The sequence below is a fragment of the Streptomyces sp. AMJ-169 genome (assembly GCF_055597585.1).
Genome location: NZ_JBVLTJ010000011.1, coordinates 320,648 through 338,694, shown reverse-complemented (window position 1 = coordinate 338,694; position 18,047 = coordinate 320,648). Strand labels below are relative to the sequence as shown.

At 70.9% G+C, this 18,047-nt stretch carries 22 protein-coding genes; 1 reads left to right on the top strand and 21 read right to left on the bottom strand.

The features are described 5' to 3' along the window. Positions 1–102: 102 nt before the first annotated feature. From ACYUD3_RS27150 to rpsB, 5 genes are all read right to left on the bottom strand, one after another. On the bottom strand, positions 103–1,254 hold the full coding sequence (locus tag ACYUD3_RS27150; RefSeq protein WP_470974945.1) for a phosphatidate cytidylyltransferase: 1,152 nt from the start codon (positions 1,252–1,254) through the stop codon (positions 103–105). Further along, the gene (gene frr, locus ACYUD3_RS27145; protein WP_470974942.1) at positions 1,254–1,811 is read right to left on the bottom strand and encodes a ribosome recycling factor; all 558 of its coding nucleotides are present in this window, start codon (positions 1,809–1,811) and stop codon (positions 1,254–1,256) included. Before frr ends, ACYUD3_RS27150 begins: the two co-directional genes overlap by 1 nt. A gap of 120 nt (positions 1,812–1,931) precedes the next feature. Further along, positions 1,932–2,687, bottom strand: a complete 756-nt coding sequence (gene pyrH / locus ACYUD3_RS27140; protein ID WP_470974939.1) for a UMP kinase — start codon at positions 2,685–2,687, stop codon at positions 1,932–1,934. 156 nt (positions 2,688–2,843) lie between these two features. Continuing rightward, complete coding sequence (gene tsf / locus ACYUD3_RS27135) at positions 2,844–3,680, bottom strand: translation elongation factor Ts (protein WP_470974936.1); 837 nt, start codon at positions 3,678–3,680, stop codon at positions 2,844–2,846. A gap of 144 nt (positions 3,681–3,824) precedes the next feature. Continuing rightward, entirely contained in the window at positions 3,825–4,772 is a 948-nt protein-coding gene (gene rpsB, locus ACYUD3_RS27130; protein ID WP_470974933.1) for a 30S ribosomal protein S2, read from the bottom strand. A gap of 271 nt (positions 4,773–5,043) precedes the next feature. Here rpsB and ACYUD3_RS27125 point away from each other — a divergent pair, with 271 nt between their 5' ends. Then, positions 5,044–5,517, top strand: a complete 474-nt coding sequence (locus tag ACYUD3_RS27125) for a murein hydrolase activator EnvC family protein (RefSeq protein ID WP_470974930.1) — start codon at positions 5,044–5,046, stop codon at positions 5,515–5,517. A 3-nt stretch (positions 5,518–5,520) separates the two neighbouring features. Here ACYUD3_RS27125 and ACYUD3_RS27120 read toward each other — a convergent pair whose 3' ends face one another. From ACYUD3_RS27120 to rpsP, 16 genes are all read right to left on the bottom strand, one after another. Then, entirely contained in the window at positions 5,521–6,078 is a 558-nt protein-coding gene (locus tag ACYUD3_RS27120) for a TetR/AcrR family transcriptional regulator (RefSeq protein ID WP_470974977.1), read from the bottom strand. Between the two features lie 62 nt (positions 6,079–6,140). Next, positions 6,141–6,983 carry an RNA polymerase sigma factor WhiG gene (whiG, locus tag ACYUD3_RS27115; RefSeq protein ID WP_470974927.1) on the bottom strand — a complete coding sequence of 281 codons (843 nt, stop codon included), beginning with the start codon at positions 6,981–6,983 and terminating at the stop codon, positions 6,141–6,143. Positions 6,984–7,237: 254 nt separating this feature from the next. After that, positions 7,238–8,383, bottom strand: a complete 1,146-nt coding sequence (gene dprA / locus ACYUD3_RS27110) for a DNA-processing protein DprA (protein WP_470974924.1) — start codon at positions 8,381–8,383, stop codon at positions 7,238–7,240. 279 nt (positions 8,384–8,662) lie between these two features. After that, a complete protein-coding gene (locus ACYUD3_RS27105; RefSeq protein WP_470974921.1) occupies positions 8,663–10,288 on the bottom strand; it encodes a YifB family Mg chelatase-like AAA ATPase in 1,626 nt (541 codons plus the stop codon). 1 nt (position 10,289) lies between these two features. Further along, complete coding sequence (locus ACYUD3_RS27100; RefSeq protein ID WP_470974919.1) at positions 10,290–10,661, bottom strand: YraN family protein; 372 nt, start codon at positions 10,659–10,661, stop codon at positions 10,290–10,292. Positions 10,662–10,778: 117 nt separating this feature from the next. Beyond that, complete coding sequence (locus ACYUD3_RS27095; RefSeq protein WP_005311352.1) at positions 10,779–11,087, bottom strand: DUF2469 domain-containing protein; 309 nt, start codon at positions 11,085–11,087, stop codon at positions 10,779–10,781. Positions 11,088–11,143: 56 nt separating this feature from the next. Beyond that, positions 11,144–11,653 carry an NUDIX hydrolase gene (locus tag ACYUD3_RS27090; protein WP_470974916.1) on the bottom strand — a complete coding sequence of 170 codons (510 nt, stop codon included), beginning with the start codon at positions 11,651–11,653 and terminating at the stop codon, positions 11,144–11,146. Further along, complete coding sequence (gene lepB, locus ACYUD3_RS27085) at positions 11,646–12,389, bottom strand: signal peptidase I (RefSeq protein WP_470974913.1); 744 nt, start codon at positions 12,387–12,389, stop codon at positions 11,646–11,648. Before lepB (ACYUD3_RS27085) ends, ACYUD3_RS27090 begins: the two co-directional genes overlap by 8 nt. 184 nt (positions 12,390–12,573) lie before the next feature. Then, positions 12,574–13,479 (bottom strand): signal peptidase I, encoded by a 906-nt coding sequence (gene lepB, locus ACYUD3_RS27080; RefSeq protein ID WP_470974911.1) that lies wholly within the window; start codon positions 13,477–13,479, stop codon positions 12,574–12,576. Further along, positions 13,403–14,524, bottom strand: a complete 1,122-nt coding sequence (gene lepB, locus ACYUD3_RS27075) for a signal peptidase I (RefSeq protein WP_470974908.1) — start codon at positions 14,522–14,524, stop codon at positions 13,403–13,405. The genes lepB (ACYUD3_RS27080) and lepB (ACYUD3_RS27075) overlap by 77 nt, the downstream gene beginning before the upstream one ends. Beyond that, complete coding sequence (gene lepB / locus ACYUD3_RS27070; protein WP_470974906.1) at positions 14,517–15,200, bottom strand: signal peptidase I; 684 nt, start codon at positions 15,198–15,200, stop codon at positions 14,517–14,519. The genes lepB (ACYUD3_RS27075) and lepB (ACYUD3_RS27070) overlap by 8 nt, the downstream gene beginning before the upstream one ends. 45 nt (positions 15,201–15,245) lie before the next feature. Beyond that, complete coding sequence (rplS, locus tag ACYUD3_RS27065; protein ID WP_470974903.1) at positions 15,246–15,596, bottom strand: 50S ribosomal protein L19; 351 nt, start codon at positions 15,594–15,596, stop codon at positions 15,246–15,248. A gap of 138 nt (positions 15,597–15,734) precedes the next feature. After that, complete coding sequence (gene trmD, locus ACYUD3_RS27060) at positions 15,735–16,568, bottom strand: tRNA (guanosine(37)-N1)-methyltransferase TrmD (protein ID WP_470974900.1); 834 nt, start codon at positions 16,566–16,568, stop codon at positions 15,735–15,737. Next, complete coding sequence (gene rimM, locus ACYUD3_RS27055; RefSeq protein ID WP_470974897.1) at positions 16,565–17,119, bottom strand: ribosome maturation factor RimM; 555 nt, start codon at positions 17,117–17,119, stop codon at positions 16,565–16,567. Before rimM ends, trmD begins: the two co-directional genes overlap by 4 nt. 94 nt (positions 17,120–17,213) lie before the next feature. Further along, entirely contained in the window at positions 17,214–17,453 is a 240-nt protein-coding gene (locus tag ACYUD3_RS27050; protein WP_003973401.1) for an RNA-binding protein, read from the bottom strand. A gap of 2 nt (positions 17,454–17,455) precedes the next feature. Continuing rightward, positions 17,456–17,875 (bottom strand): 30S ribosomal protein S16, encoded by a 420-nt coding sequence (gene rpsP / locus ACYUD3_RS27045; RefSeq protein ID WP_470974894.1) that lies wholly within the window; start codon positions 17,873–17,875, stop codon positions 17,456–17,458. Positions 17,876–18,047: the final 172 nt, after the last annotated feature.

Here is an 18,047-nt window from a genome sequence, read left to right as displayed (position 1 = left end):
AGCGCCTGTCTAGACTGCTCGCCACCACACGTCAGTGATCACGTGTTGCGACGACCTCTGGAATCCGCCGGGGAGGGACAGGGGCTTGCGGGAAGAGGCCCGTCAGCCCGCCCCCACGAACAGCACCAGGAGCGCCCAGCACACCGGCGCCGTCGGCAGCAGCGAGTCTAGGCGGTCCATGATGCCACCGTGGCCGGGGAGCAGCGTCCCCATGTCCTTGATGCCGAGGTCGCGCTTGATCATCGACTCGCCGAGGTCGCCCAGGGTCGCGCTGGCGGCGACGGCCAGGCCGAGGAGGAGGCCCTGCCACCAGGTGCCGTCCTCGATGGCGTACTGCATGAGCAGCGCGCCGGCCGCCATGGCGAACGCGATCGCGCCGAGCAGTCCCTCGCGGGTCTTGCCGGGGCTGATGCGCGGAGCGAGCTTGTGCCGGCCGAAGCGCCAGCCGACGGCGTACGCGCCGGTGTCGCTGACGACCGTCAGCACCAGGAAGACCATGACGCGGCGGGCCCCGTCGTCCGCGGTGAGCATCAGCGCGACGAACGTGGCCAGGAACGGCACGTAGAACGCCGCGAAGACCCCCGCGGTGACGTCCTTGAGGTAGCCCTCCGGCGGTTCCGTCATCCGCCAGACCAGCACCGCGAGCGCCGTGAGCGCCGTCGCGACCCAGGCGCCCTCGGGGCCGCGGACGTACCCGGCGACGACCATCGCGGCGCCGCCGACGGCGAGCGGGACCAGGGGCGCCTTGATGTCCTTGCGCTCCTGGAGCCGGCTGGTCAGCTCCCACAGCCCGACCACCACGGCAACCGCTATCACCCCGACGAACACGGCCTTGACGATGAACAGCGAGGCGACGATCACCACCCCGAGCCCGACCCCGACCCCTATGGCCGCACCCAGGTCACGCCCCGCGCTCTTCTTCTGCGGCGCCGGCTGCTGCGCGTCGGCCATGGGCTCCGGATTCTGCGGCACCGCCGCCTGAGGCTGCGCCGACGGGTTCTCGTCGCGGAACGGGGGACCACCGCCCGCGGCGGCGGCCCCCCAGTCGTCATCCTGGTCTCCGCCATGAGCGGGTACGTCGGGCATGGGCATGGAGCGAGTCTGCTGCGCCGCCGGCGCATCGTAGGCGGGACCCGCCGGAGCAGCCCCCTGGACAGGCCCACGGTCGGCGCCCGCCCAGTACCCGGCATGCCCTGCCGTCGGGTGGCCGGCCTGTCCGACCGGTGGCGGCGCCCCCCAGGAAGAGTCGTTCATCAGACTTCGAGCAGCTCCGCTTCCTTGTGCTTGAGCAGCTCGTCCACCTGGGCGACGTACTTCGCGGTCAGGTCGTCGAGTTCCTTCTCCGCGCGGCGGACCTCGTCCTCGCCGCTCTCCTTGTCCTTGACCAGCTTGTCGAGGGTGTCCTTGGCCTTGCGGCGCACGGAGCGGATCGACACCTTGGAGTCCTCGGCCTTGCCGCGGGCGACCTTGATGTACTCGCGGCGGCGCTCCTCGGTCAGCTCGGGGAACGTCACGCGGATGATGTTGCCGTCGTTGCTGGGGTTGACGCCGAGGTCCGAGTCACGGATCGCCTGCTCGATATTGCGCAGCGCGGTCTTGTCGAACGGGGTGACGACCGCCATGCGCGGCTCCGGCACGGAGAACGAGGCCAGCTGGTTGATCGGCGTCAGCGCGCCGTAGTAGTCGGCCACGATCTTGTTGAACATCGCCGGGTGCGCACGGCCGGTGCGGATCGCGGCGAAGTCCTCCTTGGCGACCACGACGGCCTTCTCCATCTTCTCCTCGGCTTCGAGGAGGGTCTCTTCGATCACCACTTGCTCCTGCGTGTCTTGAGTAGGCCCGGCCGCGGCTTCCTGGCGGGGCGGCGGCCGGCTGCGTCGTGTCTTCTTCCTGCACGGTTCCCGACCGGCAGGACATTGTCCATCCCCCGGTCAGGCCCGGGTGTCCTGGTCACCCACCAGAGTGCCGATCTTCTCACCCTTGACGGCGCGCGCGATATTGCCCTCGGCCAGCAGCTCGAAGACGAGGATGGGCAGCTTGTTGTCACGGCACAGCGTGATCGCGGTGGCGTCGGCGACCTTGAGGTCGCGGGTGATGACGTCGGCGTAGCCGAGCGCGTCGTACTTGACCGCGTCCGGGTTGGTCTTGGGGTCGGAGTCGTAGACGCCGTCGACGCCGTTCTTGCCCATGAGGAGGGCTTCGGCGTCGATCTCCAGGGCGCGCTGGGCGGCGGTGGTGTCGGTGGAGAAGTACGGCATGCCCATACCGGCGCCGAAGATGACGACGCGGCCCTTCTCCAGATGGCGCACGGCGCGCAGCGGGATGTAGGGCTCGGCGACCTGGCCCATGGTGATGGCGGTCTGGACCCGGGAGTCGATGCCCTCCTTCTCCAGGAAGTCCTGGAGGGCGAGGCAGTTCATGACGGTGCCGAGCATGCCCATGTAGTCCGAGCGGGCCCGGTCCATGCCGCGGACCTGGAGTTCGGCGCCGCGGAAGAAGTTGCCGCCGCCGATGACGATGGCGATCTCGGCGCCGTCGCGGACCACGGCGGCGATCTCACGGGCGATCTTGTGCACCACGTCGGGGTCCACACCCAGGCCCCCGCCGCCGGCGAACGCCTCTCCGGACAGCTTCAGCAGAAACCGGCCGCGTACCTTGCCGTCGTCGCTCTTCTGTGTGGTGGTCATGGGTGTTCGCCTCTTTCACGTGGTGCACATACGAAGAAGGCCATTGCCGTGGGGTGTTCGCAACCCGTGCGCGGCAATGGCCTCCTCGTCAGATCTGCTGTCGTCGCTCACGCGCCCCCGACCCTATCGGGACCGGGCGCTCGTAGAGGTACGGACTCAGATGCCGACCTTGATACGCGTGAAGCGCTTCAGGCTGACACCGGCCTCGTCCAGGATCTTCTGGACGGACTTCTTGTTGTCCAGGGCGTACTCCTGGCCGAGCAGCGTGGCGCTCTTGAAGAAGCCGTTGACGCGACCCTCGACGATCTTCGGGAGCGCGGCCTCGGGCTTGCCCTCGGCGCGGGTGGTCTCCTCGGCGATGCGGCGCTCGGACTCGACGACCTCGGCCGGGACGTCCTCCTTGGAGAGGTACTTCGGCGCGAAGGCGGCGATGTGCTGGGCGATGCCCTTGGCGACCTCGGCGTTGGGCTTGTCCAGCTCGACGAGGACACCGATCTGCGGGGGCAGGTCGGGCATCGTGCGGTGCATGTAGGCGAAGACGTAGCCGTCGGCGTACTGCGCGAAGCGGTCGAGGACGATCTTCTCGCCGAGGTTGGCGTTGGCCTCGTCGACGAACGCCTGGACGGTCTTGCCGGGCTCGATCTCGGAGCCGAGGAGGGCGGCGAGGTCGGCCGGGGCGGTCTTGGCGACGTGCTCGGCGACGGCCTGGGCGACGGCCTGGAACTTCTCGCCCTTGGCGACGAAGTCCGTCTCGCACTTCAGCTCGACGAGGACGCCGGAGGTGTTGTCGTCGGCGATGATCGAGACCACGGCGCCGTTCTCGGCGGAGCGGCCCTCACGCTTGGCGACGCCCTTCTGGCCCTTGATGCGCAGTGCCTCGACAGCGGCCTCGACGTTGCCGTCGGCCTCGTCCAGGGCCTTCTTGCAGTCCATCATGCCGGCACCGGTCAGCTCGCGGAGCTTCTTGACGTCGGCGGCGGTGTAGTTCGCCATGAGTCGATAAGTCTTTCTCGAAGTCTGGAGGATCGAAGGCCAGCGTCCGGGCCGGGGGCGGCCTGGTGCGGGCCTGCCGGTGAACGGCGGGGGCGGACTGGGTGTCGCCCGCCCCCGCCGTCAACCTGACGGATCAGGCCGGGGTCAGGCCTGCTCGGCGTCCGCGGCCGGGGCCTCGGCGACGGGGGCTTCCTCGGCGGGGGCCTCGGCGGCGGCCGGGGTCTCCTCGACGACCGGAGCGGCCTCGGCCTCGGCGGCGGGGGCCTCGGCGACGGGGGCGGCTTCGGCGGCGGGGGCGGCCGGGGCCTCCTCAGCCTTCTTCTCGCCTTCGAGCAGGTCACGCTCCCACTCGGCCAGCGGCTCGCCGGCGGCCTTCTCGCCCTTGTCGCCGGTGGCGACGCGGGAGCGGGAGATGAGGCCCTCGGCGACGGCGTCGGCGATCACGCGGGTGAGCAGGGTGACGGAGCGGATCGCGTCGTCGTTGCCCGGGATCTTGTAGTCGACCTCGTCGGGGTCGCAGTTGGTGTCGAGGATCGCGACGACCGGGATGTTCAGCTTGCGAGCCTCACCGACGGCGATGTGCTCCTTCTTGGTGTCCACGATCCAGACGGCGCTGGGCACCTTCTGCATCTCGCGGATACCGCCGAGGGTCTTCTCCAGCTTGGCCTTCTCGCGCGAGAGCACGAGAAGCTCCTTCTTGGTCAGACCGGACGCGGCGACGTCCTCGAAGTCGATCTGCTCGAGCTCCTTGAGGCGCTGGAGACGCTTGTAGACGGTGGAGAAGTTGGTGAGCATGCCGCCGAGCCAGCGCTGGTTGACGTAGGGCATGCCGACGCGGGTCGCCTGCTCGGCGATGGCCTCCTGCGCCTGCTTCTTCGTGCCGACGAACATGACCGTGCCGCCGTGGGCGACGGTCTCCTTGACGAACTCGTAGGCGCGGTCGATGTACGACAGCGACTGGAGCAGGTCGATGATGTAGATGCCGTTGCGCTCGGTGAAGATGAAGCGCTTCATCTTCGGGTTCCAGCGACGGGTCTGGTGACCGAAGTGGACGCCGCTCTCCAGCAGCTCCCGCATCGTGACGACGGCCATGGCCGCACTCCTCATGTTTCTCGGTTGCCGCGAAAGCCGGACGGCTCCCGCGCCTGACGCCCGCGGTGCGCCGAGCCACGAAGGACCGAGGGGCGCGAGTACGGACCGTTTCCGGCTCCGTACCGGGGCGTGCGAAGTCGACCCGGTGGCCCGGGTCGCCAAGAGAAGTGTACGGGACCACCGAACCCCCTCACGACGCCGAGTTGTCCACAAGGGCGCACTGGTCCACAGCCCCGAGCGGAACTCCTCGTGCACACCGGAGGGTGGGCGTATGACGAGAATCCGACTGCTGGTGCTCCTGCTGCTGCCGCTGCTGACCCTGGCGGCGACCTGGCCCCTGACCCCCCGCCCGCCGGTGGTGCGGGGCTGGTCCCCGCCCCCGACGCCCTACGCGAGCGGCCACCGGGGGGTGGACCTGGCGACGACGGCGGGGGCCACGGTCCGGGCGGCGGCGCGGGGAAGGGTGGTGTTCGCGGGGCGGGTGGCGGGGAGAGGGGTGGTCACGGTGGAGCTGGGCGGGGACCTGAGAACGACGTACGAGCCGGTGCGGGCGTCGGTGGCGGCGGGAGAGCCGGTGGAGGAGGGCGCGACGATCGGCACGCTGGAGGAGACGGGGTGGCATTGCGGGACGCCGTGCCTGCACTGGGGATTGAGGAGGGGGGAGACGTATCTGAACCCGTTGTCGCTGCTGACGCGGGGGGTACACCCGAGATTGCTGCCGGTGCTGGGGGTTCCGTTGCCGTGAGCGTCAGCCTCGCACCCCGCGCAGCACCATCCGTACCGCGGCCTCGGCGACCACCCCCGGCTCCTCGGCGGCCCCCAGCTCGATGCGCCGCACGGCCGCGTCCACCACCCCTTGGACCAGCATCGCCGCGAGCCGGGGCTCCTCGTGCCCGAGTTCGGCGAGGGCGTCGACGATCATCGCGACCAGCCCCCCGTGCGCGGCCCGGATCTTCTCCCGGGCGCCGGCGTCGAGTTCGCTGGCGGAGATGGCGACGACGGCCCGGTGCCGCCGGTCCCCGACGAGCTCCAGCTGCTTGCGGACGTACCGCTCGACCTTGGCCTCACCCCCGTCGGCGGCGGCCATGGCCAGCTCGACCTCGGCGGCCCAGACGGGGAAGTCGACCTCGCACAGCTCCTCGACGACGGCCGCGCGGGAGCGGAAGTACTCGTAGACCGACGAGCGCGCGAGGCCCGTCCGCTCGGCGAGGGCGGGGAAGGTCAGCGCCTCCGTCCCCCCTTCGGAGAGCAGGGTGCGCGCCGCGTCCAGCAGGGCGGCGCGCTGCATCGACCGGTGCTCGGCCACGGAGGCCGCTCGAATCCTTGGCACGTCAACCACTCTACGGACGCTTCACCCCGCACGGGAGTTCAGCGGCCGAACCCGGCGAGCTTGGCCCGCAGCTGAAGCACCGACTTGGTGTGGATCTGACTGACCCGGCTCTCGGTGACCCCGAGCACATTCCCGATCTCGGCGAGGGTCAGCCCCTCGTAGTAGTAGAGCGTGACGACGGTCTTCTCCCGGTCGGGCAGCGTGTTGATGGCCCGCGCGAGGAACCGCCGCAGCTCCCGGTCCTCGGCGACCTCGACGGGGTTGTCGGCGGCGTGGTCCTCAAGGGTGTCCATGAAGCTGAGCCCGTCCCCGCCCTCGCCGCCGACGTGCAGCAGTTCGTCGAGGGCGACGACGTTGGCGAGCGAGAGCTGGCTGAAGACGGCGTGCAGCTCCTCGACGGCGATCCCCAGCTCGGCGGCGACCTCCTGCTCACTGGGCGTGCGCCGCAGCCGGGCCTCCAGGGTGGCGTAGGCGCGCTCGACGTTGCGGGCCTTCTGCCGCACGGACCGGGGGATCCAGTCCAGCGCCCGCAGTTCGTCGATCATGGCGCCCCGGATCCGGGTGATCGCGTACGTCTCGAACTTGATCTCCCGGTCGATGTCGAACTTCTCGATCGCGTCGATCAGCCCGAAGATGCCCGAGGAGACGAAGTCGGCCTGCTCCACGTTGGGCGGCAGTCCGACGCTGACCCGCCCGGCCACGTACTTCACCAGCGGCGAGTAGTGCAGGATCAGCTGCTCCCGCAGCTTCTCGTCCCCCGTCGCCTTGTACGACCGCCACAGCTCGTCGAGGGTCGAGGGAGCGGGCGGACGCACGCCGCCCCCGTCTCGGGCGGCTGGGGGGACCGCCGCCCGGTCGGACCCGGAGGTGTGCTGGGGCATTCGTCGCCTTGTGCCGTTCTGCCGTGAAGTACGTGAGGTAGGAGCGTCTGCGGCCGGTCTGTACCGGAATCCTCGTGAGCGTAGCGTGACTGAAGTGTCGCGGTGTGCGAGTAACAGGCCCGAGGCGGTGCGCAGATACGTTCACTCGGCCGTCCCGCGCGGCTCGGCGGGGATCGCCCGCACGCTGCTTCCGGCGTCAACTGCCGGAATTCCCAAGGGGTTACGCATTCCCTCGGACGGCCGAACCGGTACGCTCACCCCGCCGCCGCCCGGCCCCGAACGGACAGCACCGCCTGGCGTGTCAACTTCCAGCTCTCGCCGTGTCGTTCGACGTAGCCGAGCGCGCGCAGCTCGTACAGCCGGGCGATCGCCGCGCCCCGCGTGGTCTGCGCGCCCCGGGCCACCTCCGCCGCCTCGGCGGCCCTGTCGCCCGGCAGCGCGTCCAGCACCTGCCGGGTGCCGGCCTCCAACAGGTCGCGCGGCAGCACCGGTCCGCGCCGCTCAGGCGCCAGTTCCCCCATCTCTCCCACGAGTTCGACGACCTCGGCCGCGTCACCGACCAGCACGGCGTCCCCGCGCAGCAGTTGGTGCACCCCGGCCGACAGCGCGCTGGTCGCGGGCCCCGGCACCCCCATCGTGTACCGCCCGAGCCGCTGGGCCGCGCGGGCGGTGACGAGGGAGCCGCTGCGCAGGGCGGCCTCGACGACGACGGTTCCCCGGGTGAGCGCGGCGATGACCCGGTTGCGCAGCACGAACCGGCTGGCCGTCGGATGGTCCCCCGGCGGCAACTCGCCGACGAGGAGCCCCTGTTCGGCGATCCGCCCGATGAGTTCGGTGTGCCCCGGCGGATAGGCCCGGTCGACTCCGCACGCCAGCACGGCGACGGTGGCTCCGCCGGCGGCGAGCGCGCCCCGGTGCGAGGCCCCGTCGACCCCGTACGCGCCGCCGGACACCACGACCCACCCCCGCTCGGCGAGCCCGCTGCCCAGCGCGGCGGCCATGTACGCCCCGTACTCGGTGCAGGCCCGGGCGCCCACGACGGCGACGGACTTGAGCGCCCAGACCCGCAGATTGGCGCCCCCGCGCACCCACAGCCCGATCGGCTGCCCGTCCCCCAAGTCCCCCAAGGTGGAAGGCCATTCGGCGTCCCCGGGACAGACGAACCTCCCCCCGACCCGCTGCACGGCCGCGAGATCCTTCTCCGGCTCGGCAAGACCGGCCCGCTCCCGCATCCCGCTCCACCGCCGCTCACCGGCCCAGCTCGGCCGCCCCCGCCCCCGGGTCAGCGCATGAACAGCCCCCAACACCCCCACATCCCGCACCCACCGCCCGGCATTCTCATCCCCCGGCTCAACCACCCGAGTAAGAAACACCCGCCCCATCCGCTCGTCCTCGCTCATCCCTGCCTCCTTCGACAACGACACCAACGGCACTGCTGCGGGCCCGAGTTCTTCTTCTCCGCCATCAGCCGCCCCCTCTTCCGCAACAGCACCACCGCGGCCCCGGGTACCCCTTCCCGGCGGCCCTCCAGACGCCGCCGGAGCAGATCCGCGTGTGCCGGGACTCCCCCGTCAGCCGCTCCCCTCTGCCGCAGCAGCACCGCCGAAGTCCCCTCCGGGCCTCCTCGCCGGTCCCGCCGCGAGGCCGGGCGGGCCGCGTCCGCGGCCCGCCCGTGCCGTTCACGTGAGTGCTCCGATCGCCATCGGGACGCCGCGCGGGACGCCGGTGCGCAGTTGCAGGGCCAGGGCGACGTCCGTCGCGTCGGGGCGGTCGTGACCGAGGAGGTCGGCGACCGTCCAGGCGACCCGCAGGACCCGGTCCACTCCGCGCGCGGTGAGCACACCCCGTTCCAGGCCCCGTTCGGCCTCGTCCATGGCGCCCGGCACCGCGTGCCACCGGCCGCGCAGCTCCCGGCCGGGGACCTCGCTGTTCGTCCGCCACGGGGTTCCGGCCAGCCGCGCGGCCGAGCGTTCGCGGGCCGCGAGGACCCGGGCGGCGACCGTCGCCGTGGACTCCCCGCCGGGGCCTCGGTGCGCCAGTTCGGCGCGGCTGACCGGGTCCACCTCGACCCGCAGGTCGACCCGGTCCAGCAGGGGCCCGGAGAGGCGGGCCTGGTAGCGGCGGATCACCGAGGGCGGGCACTCGCACAGCGTGTCCCGCTGCGAGAACCGCCCGCAGGGGCAGGGGTTGGCGGCCAGCACCATCAGGAACCTGGCGGGGAAGCGCACCACCCCGGCGCTGCGGGCGATCACGACATGCCCCGCCTCCAGCGGCTGGCGCAGGGCGTCGAGCGCGGTGCTGCTGAACTCCGGAGTTTCATCCAGAAAAAGCACCCCTCGATGTGCGAGGGACACCGCTCCGGGCCGCGCGATACCGGCACCGCCGCCGACCAGCGCCTGCATCGTCGCCGAGTGGTGCGGGGCGCAGTAGGGGGCGGCGTCGACGAGCGGCTTGCCCGGCGGCAGCAGCCCGGCCACCGAGTGCACCGCGGTGACCTCCAGGGACTCCTGCCGGGCCAGCCGGGGCAGGACGGCCGGCAGCCGTTCCGCCAGCATGGTCTTGCCCGCTCCGGGCGGCCCTTCGAGGAACAGATGGTGGCCTCCGGCCGCCGCCACCTCCACCGCCGTACGGGCCGACATCTGGCCCACCACGTCGGACAGGTCGTGCCCCAGGTCCTGCTGGGCGGCGCCCACGCTGTGCATCCCGGTGGCCGCCCCCGTGCCCGGCATCCGCAGTCCGGCCAGTAGCGGGTCCGGGCGGCCCACGGCATCGGGCTCCTCCTCCGGCACCGGCTCGTCCGCGAGGACGGCGATCAGCTGCCGCAGGCTGCGCACCCCGAGCACGGACATCCCCGGGACCAGGGAGGCCTCGGCGGCGGCGCACTCCGGGACGACGACCTGCTCGAACCCGGCCTCGGCCGCGGCGAGGACCGCGGGCAGGATGCCCCGCACCGGGCGGACCCGGCCGTCCAGCCCCAGCTCACCGATCATCACCAGATCGGCCAGGACCCGGGGGTCGATCCGCTCCGCCGCGCCGAGCACCGCGCAGGCGATGGCGAGGTCGAAGCCAGCGCCCGCCTTGGGCACCGAGGCCGGGCTCAGTCCGACGGTGAGTTTCTTCTGCGGCCACTCGCCCCCCGAGTTCACCACCGCCGCCCGAACCCGATCCCGGCTCTCGCTCAAACTCTTGTCCGGCAACCCCACCAACGTGAACGCCGCCACCCCGGGCTCCAGATCCGCCTGGACCTCGACGACCACCCCCTCGACCCCGACGAGCGCCACGGAACACGTACGCGCGAACCCCATCTCAGACCACCCCCCGCACATGCTCGACGAGAGCGGCCCCGCGCCGGGGCAGGACGACGCCGACGACGTCGATGCGGACCCCGCCGGGCGGCGCGCCCCCGTGGGCGTGCAGCCACTGCTCCGCGAGCCCCCGCAGCCGCCCCGCCTTCCGCCGCGTCACCGCCGCCAGCGGATGCTGGAACCACCCGCCGCGCCGCGTCTTGACCTCGCAGACGACCAGGACGTCCCCGTCCCGCGCCACGATGTCGATCTCCCCGGTCCTGCCGCAGCGCCAGTTGCGCTCCAGGACCGTCATCCCCACATCCGCCAGCCGCCGCGCGGCCAGCTCCTCGCCGTACTCGCCGAGTGCCTTGCGTGCCAGGTCTGCGTTCATCGGCACCACCTCCGGCACCGACGTTCCCGCAACCGCCCACCACCGATTGGATCTTGGTGGACAACCCGGCCCCTGTGGAAAACTCCGTCACCCGATCAAGCGACGCCCACGCAGCGATCAGCTCCCCGGCAACTCCAGATCACTCTTGTTCAGCTCCTCAATGTTCACGTCCTTGAACGTCAACACCCGGACCTGCTTCACGAACCGAGCCGGCCGGTACATGTCCCACACCCAGGCATCAGCCATGGACACCTCGAAGAACACCTCACCCTGAACCGAGTGCACCTGCATCTCGTAGTCATTGGTGAGATAGAACCGCCGCTCCGTCTCGATCACATATTTGAACAACCCGACGACATCGCGGTACTCCCGATAGAGCTTCAGCTCCATCTCGGTCTCGTACTTTTCGAGGTCCTCGGCGCTCATGGCATGTTCCCCTTCAGCCGTGCGGTCCCACCATTGTGCTCCAGTCCTGCGCGCCCCTAGACGATTTCGGTGTCAAGGGTCAGCGGCCGGGCCGGGGGACCTTCGTCGAACAGCCGGCGCAGCAGCTCGGCGAGTCTGGTCGGGTACACCGTCTCATGGGCCCGCTCCAGTTCCCGCCAGGTCCACCACCGCGCTCCGGTCACACTGCGCCGCTCCAGCTCGGTCAGCGCCGCGGCCCGGGTCTGCGTGGTCGTCGTACGGGCCAGGAAATACCACTCGTCCTGGTCCCAGCGCCGCCCCGCGAACGGGAACGAGCACACCCGCCGCCACAGCACCGGGCCCAGCCGTACGTCCGTGATGCCGGTCTCCTCGGCCAGTTCCCGCACGGCGGCCTCCTCCCGACTCTCCGCGCCCTCGACCCCGCCGCCGGGCGTGAACCACCAGTCGTCGGCCGGGTCGTCCGGCTCGTGCCCGTGCAGCAGCAGAATCCGGTCCCGGGGGTCGAGCAGCACGACCCGGGCGACCTTCCGCAGCCCGGCACCCGGTCCCACGACGTCCTCAGGCACCCGCGACCGCCCCCGCCGCCGTACGCGACCGCCGCCGCCCCACGAACCCCGCGACCGGCCCGTACGCCCCGCCCCCGAGCACCAGCGCGGCCCCCACGGCGATCGCCGTGAGCATCAGCCGCAGCGGCCCGGGCCGCGACACCCCGCTGCCCAGCACCTCGAAACCCGTGGCGGGTTTCAGCATCCCGTTCATGGGCCAGACGACCGCGTCGACCCGCGCCTTCACCGAACCGCGCGCGACCGTGCCCTGGGCGGCGTCCGTCAGATGGGCGGTGGAGTCCAGCGAGCCCTGCCGGTCGTCGCCGAGCAGGAACAGCCGTCCCTCGGGGACCGTCACCGTGCCGAAACCGGTCGTCTCCGCGATCCCGTCGGCCAGATACGGCTCGTCGATCCGCTTGCCGTTGACCGTCAGCTTCCCGTCCGTGCAGCAGGAGACGGTGTCCCCGCCGACCGCGACGACCCTCTTGACCACGGGCGCGTTGCTGACCCATGTCCTGTCGGTGAAGACGACGACGTCCCCGCGCCGCACGTCGGCCCCGTCCACCCGCTCGGCCAGCACCCGCGCGCCGACGGCGATCGTGGGCGACATGGAGCCGGTCGGCACGGTGTACGGCCGGTAGACGACCGCCGCCCAGGCGAACCCGCCGAGGAACAGCAGCATCCCTATGGCGATCGCCGCCCCGGACAGCCGCTGCCCGAGCCGCCCGCCCGCCTGCCCACCACTCTCGCCACCCATGGACCCGCACCCTACCCGGCGGTACCGAACCGGGTCAGCCCGAGCGGACCAAAGGTTCTCCCAGCCCACACACCCCGGCCCGCACCCCCGCACAAAAAACGGGGCCCGCCCGGCATGCACCCGGCGGACCCCCCACCTCACATCCCCAGAGGCCCCGAAGAACCCCCGGTCACCCCAGCAGGCCTCAGCCCCGCACCTCGATCGTCATCTTCCGCCGCCGCCACACCGCGACCGGCACCACCCCGGCCAGCGCCAGCCCCTGCGGCGCCACCGTCAGCAGCCCCGCCGCGGCCGACTGGTTCCCCAGGCCGCTCTGATCGAACGTGTCCGGAATCGGCAGCGTCCCCCACCGGTTGATCGGCCAGGCGCGGACGATCGCCCGCCCGACGACCTCGTTGACCGGGACCATGCCGTGGTTCTTGTCGGACTGGTTGTAGCGCGAGTCCCGCGAGTTCTGCCGGTGGTCGCCCATCACCCAGATCATGCCCTTGGGCACCTTGACCTTGAACTGCCCGCCCTGGTCGTCCATGGAGCAGGGCGTGTTGCCCGGGTAGACGTACGGCTCGTCGAGGGCCTTGCCGTTGACCTTCAGCGGGCCCGTCTTGTTGCACTCGACGGTGTCGCCGCCGACCCCGATGACCCGCTTGATCAGGTCCTTCTCCTGGGCGGACGGCATCAGGCCGATCCAGCTGAGGAAGGTCTGGAGCGCGTTGGGCTCGGCGGTCGGCTCGCCGGCCAGCCAGTTGTCCGGGTCGTGGAAGACGACGACCTCACCGCGCTCGGGCTCGGAGCCGAACCAGGGGGTGAGCTTGTCGACGAGGACGCGGTCACCCTGCTGGAGGGTGTTCTGCATCGAGTCGGAGGGGATCGAGAACGCCTGCACGAGGAACGTCTTGATCAGCAGCGCGAGGACGAGCGCGATGCCGATGAGGATCGGCAGCTCCTTCCAGAAGGAGCGCGGCTTCTTCACCTTCGGCGCGCCGCCGGACCCCTCGTTCTCCGTCACCGGGGACTCACTCCCTGAGGTTCCCGAGGTCTCTGAGGTCCCCGGGGTCACAGCGCCGTCCGCACCCGGGACGGCGTCCTCCACGGAACGTCCGCGGTGATCCTCGCCGTCCTGACCGGACCGTGCGCCAACCGCCACATCCCCCACGCCAGCTCCTCACTCTGTGCCGCTGCCCGCCCCACATACGGCGCAGGCCCACTACTCCCATAACGAGCGGGAGTTCCGCAGGGCTCGGGAGTCGGACGGTTCCGTTCGGATCGTCGGAGGCAACCCTATGCGACGGGGAAGAAGCCGAGGCCGTCCTGGAGGTGGACTTGGCCACTGAAGCAAAGGTTTGCGGTTCCTTGAGACTCGTCCAGTGGCCGATGGGCCAGGCGATGACCTTGGCCCTCCCTACCACCTCGTCCAGCGAGACCGTACCGCCGTAAGAGGTGTTCTGGTGCGAGCGCGAGTCCGCCGAGTTGGCCCGGTGGTCACCCATCACCCACAGCCGCCCCTTGGGCACCGTCACCTGGAAGGGGGTCGCCGAGGGGGCGTTGCCGGGATAGAGATACGACCCCTCCTCCAGGGGCACGCCGTTGACGGTCACCCGCCCTTCGGCGTCACAGCACTTGACGACGTCCCCGCCGACCCCGACGACCCGCTTGATCAGGTCCTTCTCGTTGTCGGACGGCAGCAGCCCGATGAAGGTGAGGGCTTCCTTGACCTGCTTGACGACGATGGGGTCGTCCTTGGTCGTCGTCGACGTCTCGTCCTGGAGCCAGCCGCCGGGGTCCTTGAAGACGACGACGTCCCCGCGCGTGGGCTCGGAGCCGAACCAGGGGGTGAACTTGTCGACCAGGACGCGGTCGCCGATGCGGATCGTCTGCTCCATCGAGCCCGAGGGGATGACGAACGCCTGCACCAGGAACGTCTTCAGGACCAGGGCTATGAGGACGGCCACCCCGATCAGCAGCGGTATCTCCCGCACCGCCGAGCGCCGGCGCTTGCGTTTGACCTTGCGCTGGAGTTTGCGCCGCTCCGCGCGCGAACGCCCGCCGGAGGGGCTGGACGCGCGCCGGGCGCCGGTCGGCAGCAATTGTTCCGCCCCTCCTGTGGGCACCCCGCGCGGTTTGCCCCGGTTACCCATGCGCGCCCGCCGCGGCCGGCACGCGCGCGTAGGCGTCGGTCCCCTTGAGGCTCCCGGCGCGCGCCCAGGGCCAGACGATCCACTGCGCCCGCCCGATGACGGCGCCGACGGGGATCATCCCGCCGCCGGGCGAGCCCAGGTGGTCGCGGGAGTCGCTGGAGTTGCCGCGGTGGTCGCCCAGGACGAAGAGCGTGCCCGGGGGCACGACCACGTCGAAAGGCACCGAGGACGGACTGTCACCGGGGTACAGGAACGCCGTCTCGTCGACGGACCGGCCGTTCACCTCGATCTCGCCCTCCTTGTCGCAGCAGACCACTCGGTCACCCCCTACCCCCACGACGCGCTTGACGTAGTCGGAGTTCCCGAAGTACCCGGTGCCGTCGAACACGACCACGTCCCCGCGGCCGGGCGCGGCACCGAAACGGTACGCCAACTTATTTACGAGAACCCGGTCCCCGATCCTCAATCCGTTCTCCATGGATCGGCTGGGAATCTCGAAGGGCTGGGCCACGAACGCGTTGAACAGGAGCAGCGAGACCAGGCACAGCAGCGCGGTCAGGGTCCAGTACCCACCGGGGACGGCCCGCGCCGCCCATGCGAAACGCGACCGGCCCTCCCCGTCCGGTTCCGGCGGGGAGGAGCGGTCGCGCTCCGTGGGAACTGCTTCGGTGTCCATCGGGGCCAGATGCTATCCGGCCCCGCTGTGACCCCTACGGTGACGTCACTTGTCGCGCTTCTCCTTGATCTTCGCGGCCTTGCCGCGCAGCTCACGGAGGTAGTACAGCTTCGCGCGACGCACGTCACCGCGGGTGACGAGCTCGATCTTCTCGACGATCGGGGTGTGCACCGGGAAGGTGCGCTCGACGCCCACGGAGAACGAGACCTTGCGGACCGTGAAGGTCTCGCGGACACCGCTGCCCTGGCGGCGGATGACAACGCCCTTGAACTGCTGCACACGGGAGCGGTTGCCCTCGATGACGCGGACGTGGACGTTGACGGTGTCACCCGGGCGGAAGGCCGGGATGTCGTCGCGCAGCGACGCGGAGTCGACGGTGTCGAGCAGGTGAGACATTTCGTCTGCTTTCTTCGCCCATGCCACAGGTCATCGGCGGGAACTAGGTTTCACAAAAGAGGTCTGCCGCGGCTGTCGGGGCGGGCGTCGTGTCCCCCCGTGGCAGGGGCGCACGCCGGACGGCGACACAGCAGCTGCCTATTCTTCCACGTCAACGACGCGACGCCAAAATCGGCCGTACGCGGCACCCTTCGGATCGGGTGCCCAGCCCAGGATGGAGAGCATCTCGCGGTCCTTCTTGTCGAAGGCCTTGGGGTCGCAGCCCTCGATGAGGTCCGGCCGGCTGGCGGTCGTGCGCCGCAGCGCCTCGTCGCGCCGCCAGCGGGCGATCTTCCCGTGGTGGCCGCTGAGCAGCGTCTCGGGGATCTCCCGGCCGCGCCAGGCGGGCGGCTTGGTGTAGACGGGCCCTTCGAGGAGGCTCGCCATCGCGCCGGGCGCGAAGGAGTCGTCCCGGTGCGACTCGGCGTTGCCCAGCACCCCGGGCAGCAGCCGCGCGACGGCCTCGGTGACGACGAGGACGGCCGCCTCCCCGCCGGCGAGGACGTAGTCCCCGATGGACACCTCGTACACCGGCATCCGCGTCGCGTACTCGTCGACGACCCGCCGGTCGATGCCCTCGTACCGGGCCGGGGTGAAGATCAGCCAGGGGCGCGCCGACAGTTCGACGGCGAGTTCCTGGGTGAACGGGCGTCCGCTGGGCGTGGGCACGATCAGCGCCGGCTCCCGCGAGCCGTTCTCGTACCCGTCGGCGAGCACCTGGTCCAGCGCGGCCCCCCACGGCTCGGTCTTCATGACCATGCCGGGTCCGCCGCCGTAGGGGGTGTCGTCGACCGTGTTGTGCCGGTCGTACGTCCAGGCGCGCAGGTCGTGCACCTGGACGTCGAGCTGCCCGCGCGCGCGGGCCTTGCCGACGAGGGAGACGTTCAGGGGGTCGAGGTACTCGGGGAAGATCGTGACGACGTCGAGCCTCATGCGCCGTCGCCCTCGGGGTCCTTGCTGGAAACGACCTCCGCGCGGTCGTCGATCAGCCCGGGGGGCGGGTCGACGACCGCCTTCTGCTCCTCCAGGTCGATCTCGACGACGATCTCCTCGACGAACGGGATCATCACCTCGGTGCCGTCGGCGCGCTCGACGATGAAGAGGTCCTGGGACGGCAGGTGCGAGATCTCGGTGATCCGGCCGACCTCGGTGCCGTCGACCGTGACCACGTCGAGGTCGATCAGCTGATGGTCGTAGTACTCGTCCTCGCCCTCCGGCAGCTCCTCCGGGTCGATCTCGGCGATCAGGAGGGTGTTGCGCAGGGCCTCGGCGCCGTTGCGTTCGGTGACGCCCTCGAAGCGCAGCAGGAGCCGGCCGCTGTGCACCCGGCCGGTGGCGATGGTGAGCGGTCCGGCGGCGGCCGGGTCGGTGGCCAGGACGGCCCCCGGGGCGAGCCGCAGTTCCGGCTCGTCGGTGCGGACCTCGACGGTGACCTCGCCCTTGATGCCATGGGCACGGCCGACGCGAGCTACTACCAGCTGCACTGTGCTTGCTCTCCTGTAGACAGCGGCTTGATACGACTACGGGCCGGGAACGGCCCCTTGGGACCATTCCCGGCCCGAGCCGGTTGCTGACGTGTCAGCGGACGTGATCGACGTCGACCAGGTCGACGCGGACCCCACGGCCGCCGATGGCGCCCACGACGGTACGCAGAGCGCGCGCGGTGCGGCCGTTGCGGCCGATCACCTTACCGAGGTCGTCGGGGTGGACCCGGACCTCAAGGACGCGCCCACGGCGCAGGTTACGGGAGGCGACCTGCACATCGTCGGGGTTGTCGACGATGCCCTTCACGAGGTGCTCAAGAGCCTCCTCGAGCATGCTCAGGCCTCGGTCGACTCGGACTCGGCAGCGGCCTCGTCCTTCTTGTCGGCCTTCTTCTTCTGGGTGATGGCCTCACCCTTGCCCTCGTCGTCGCCGCCGAGCGCCTCGAAGGACGGGCGGGACGTCTTGGGCGCGGCCACGAGCAGAGGCGCCGGGGCGGCCTCGCCCTTGAACTTCTGCCAGTCGCCGGTCTTCTTCAGAATGGCGAGCACCGGCTCGGTCGGCTGCGCGCCGACACCCAGCCAGTACGCCACACGCTCGGCGTCCACCTCGATGACCGACGGGTTGTAGGTCGGGTGGTACTTGCCGATCTCCTCGATCGCACGGCCGTCACGGCGGGTGCGGGAGTCGGCGATGACGATGCGGTAGTGAGGCGAACGGATCTTGCCCAGACGCTTCAGCTTGATCTTGACTGCCACGGGAGTTGGCTCTCCTGGTTTTGACGTGGTTGGGCACGGCGAGCTGCCGCGTGGGGTTGCGGTACCCGAGTGCCCGATGGACGCGTCAGCCGGAGGAGAGAGGGGTCCTGTGCGACTGTCGAGTACAGCTAGCCATTGTGCCACAGCCCTGGGGAGGCCATCGCCGCGGGTG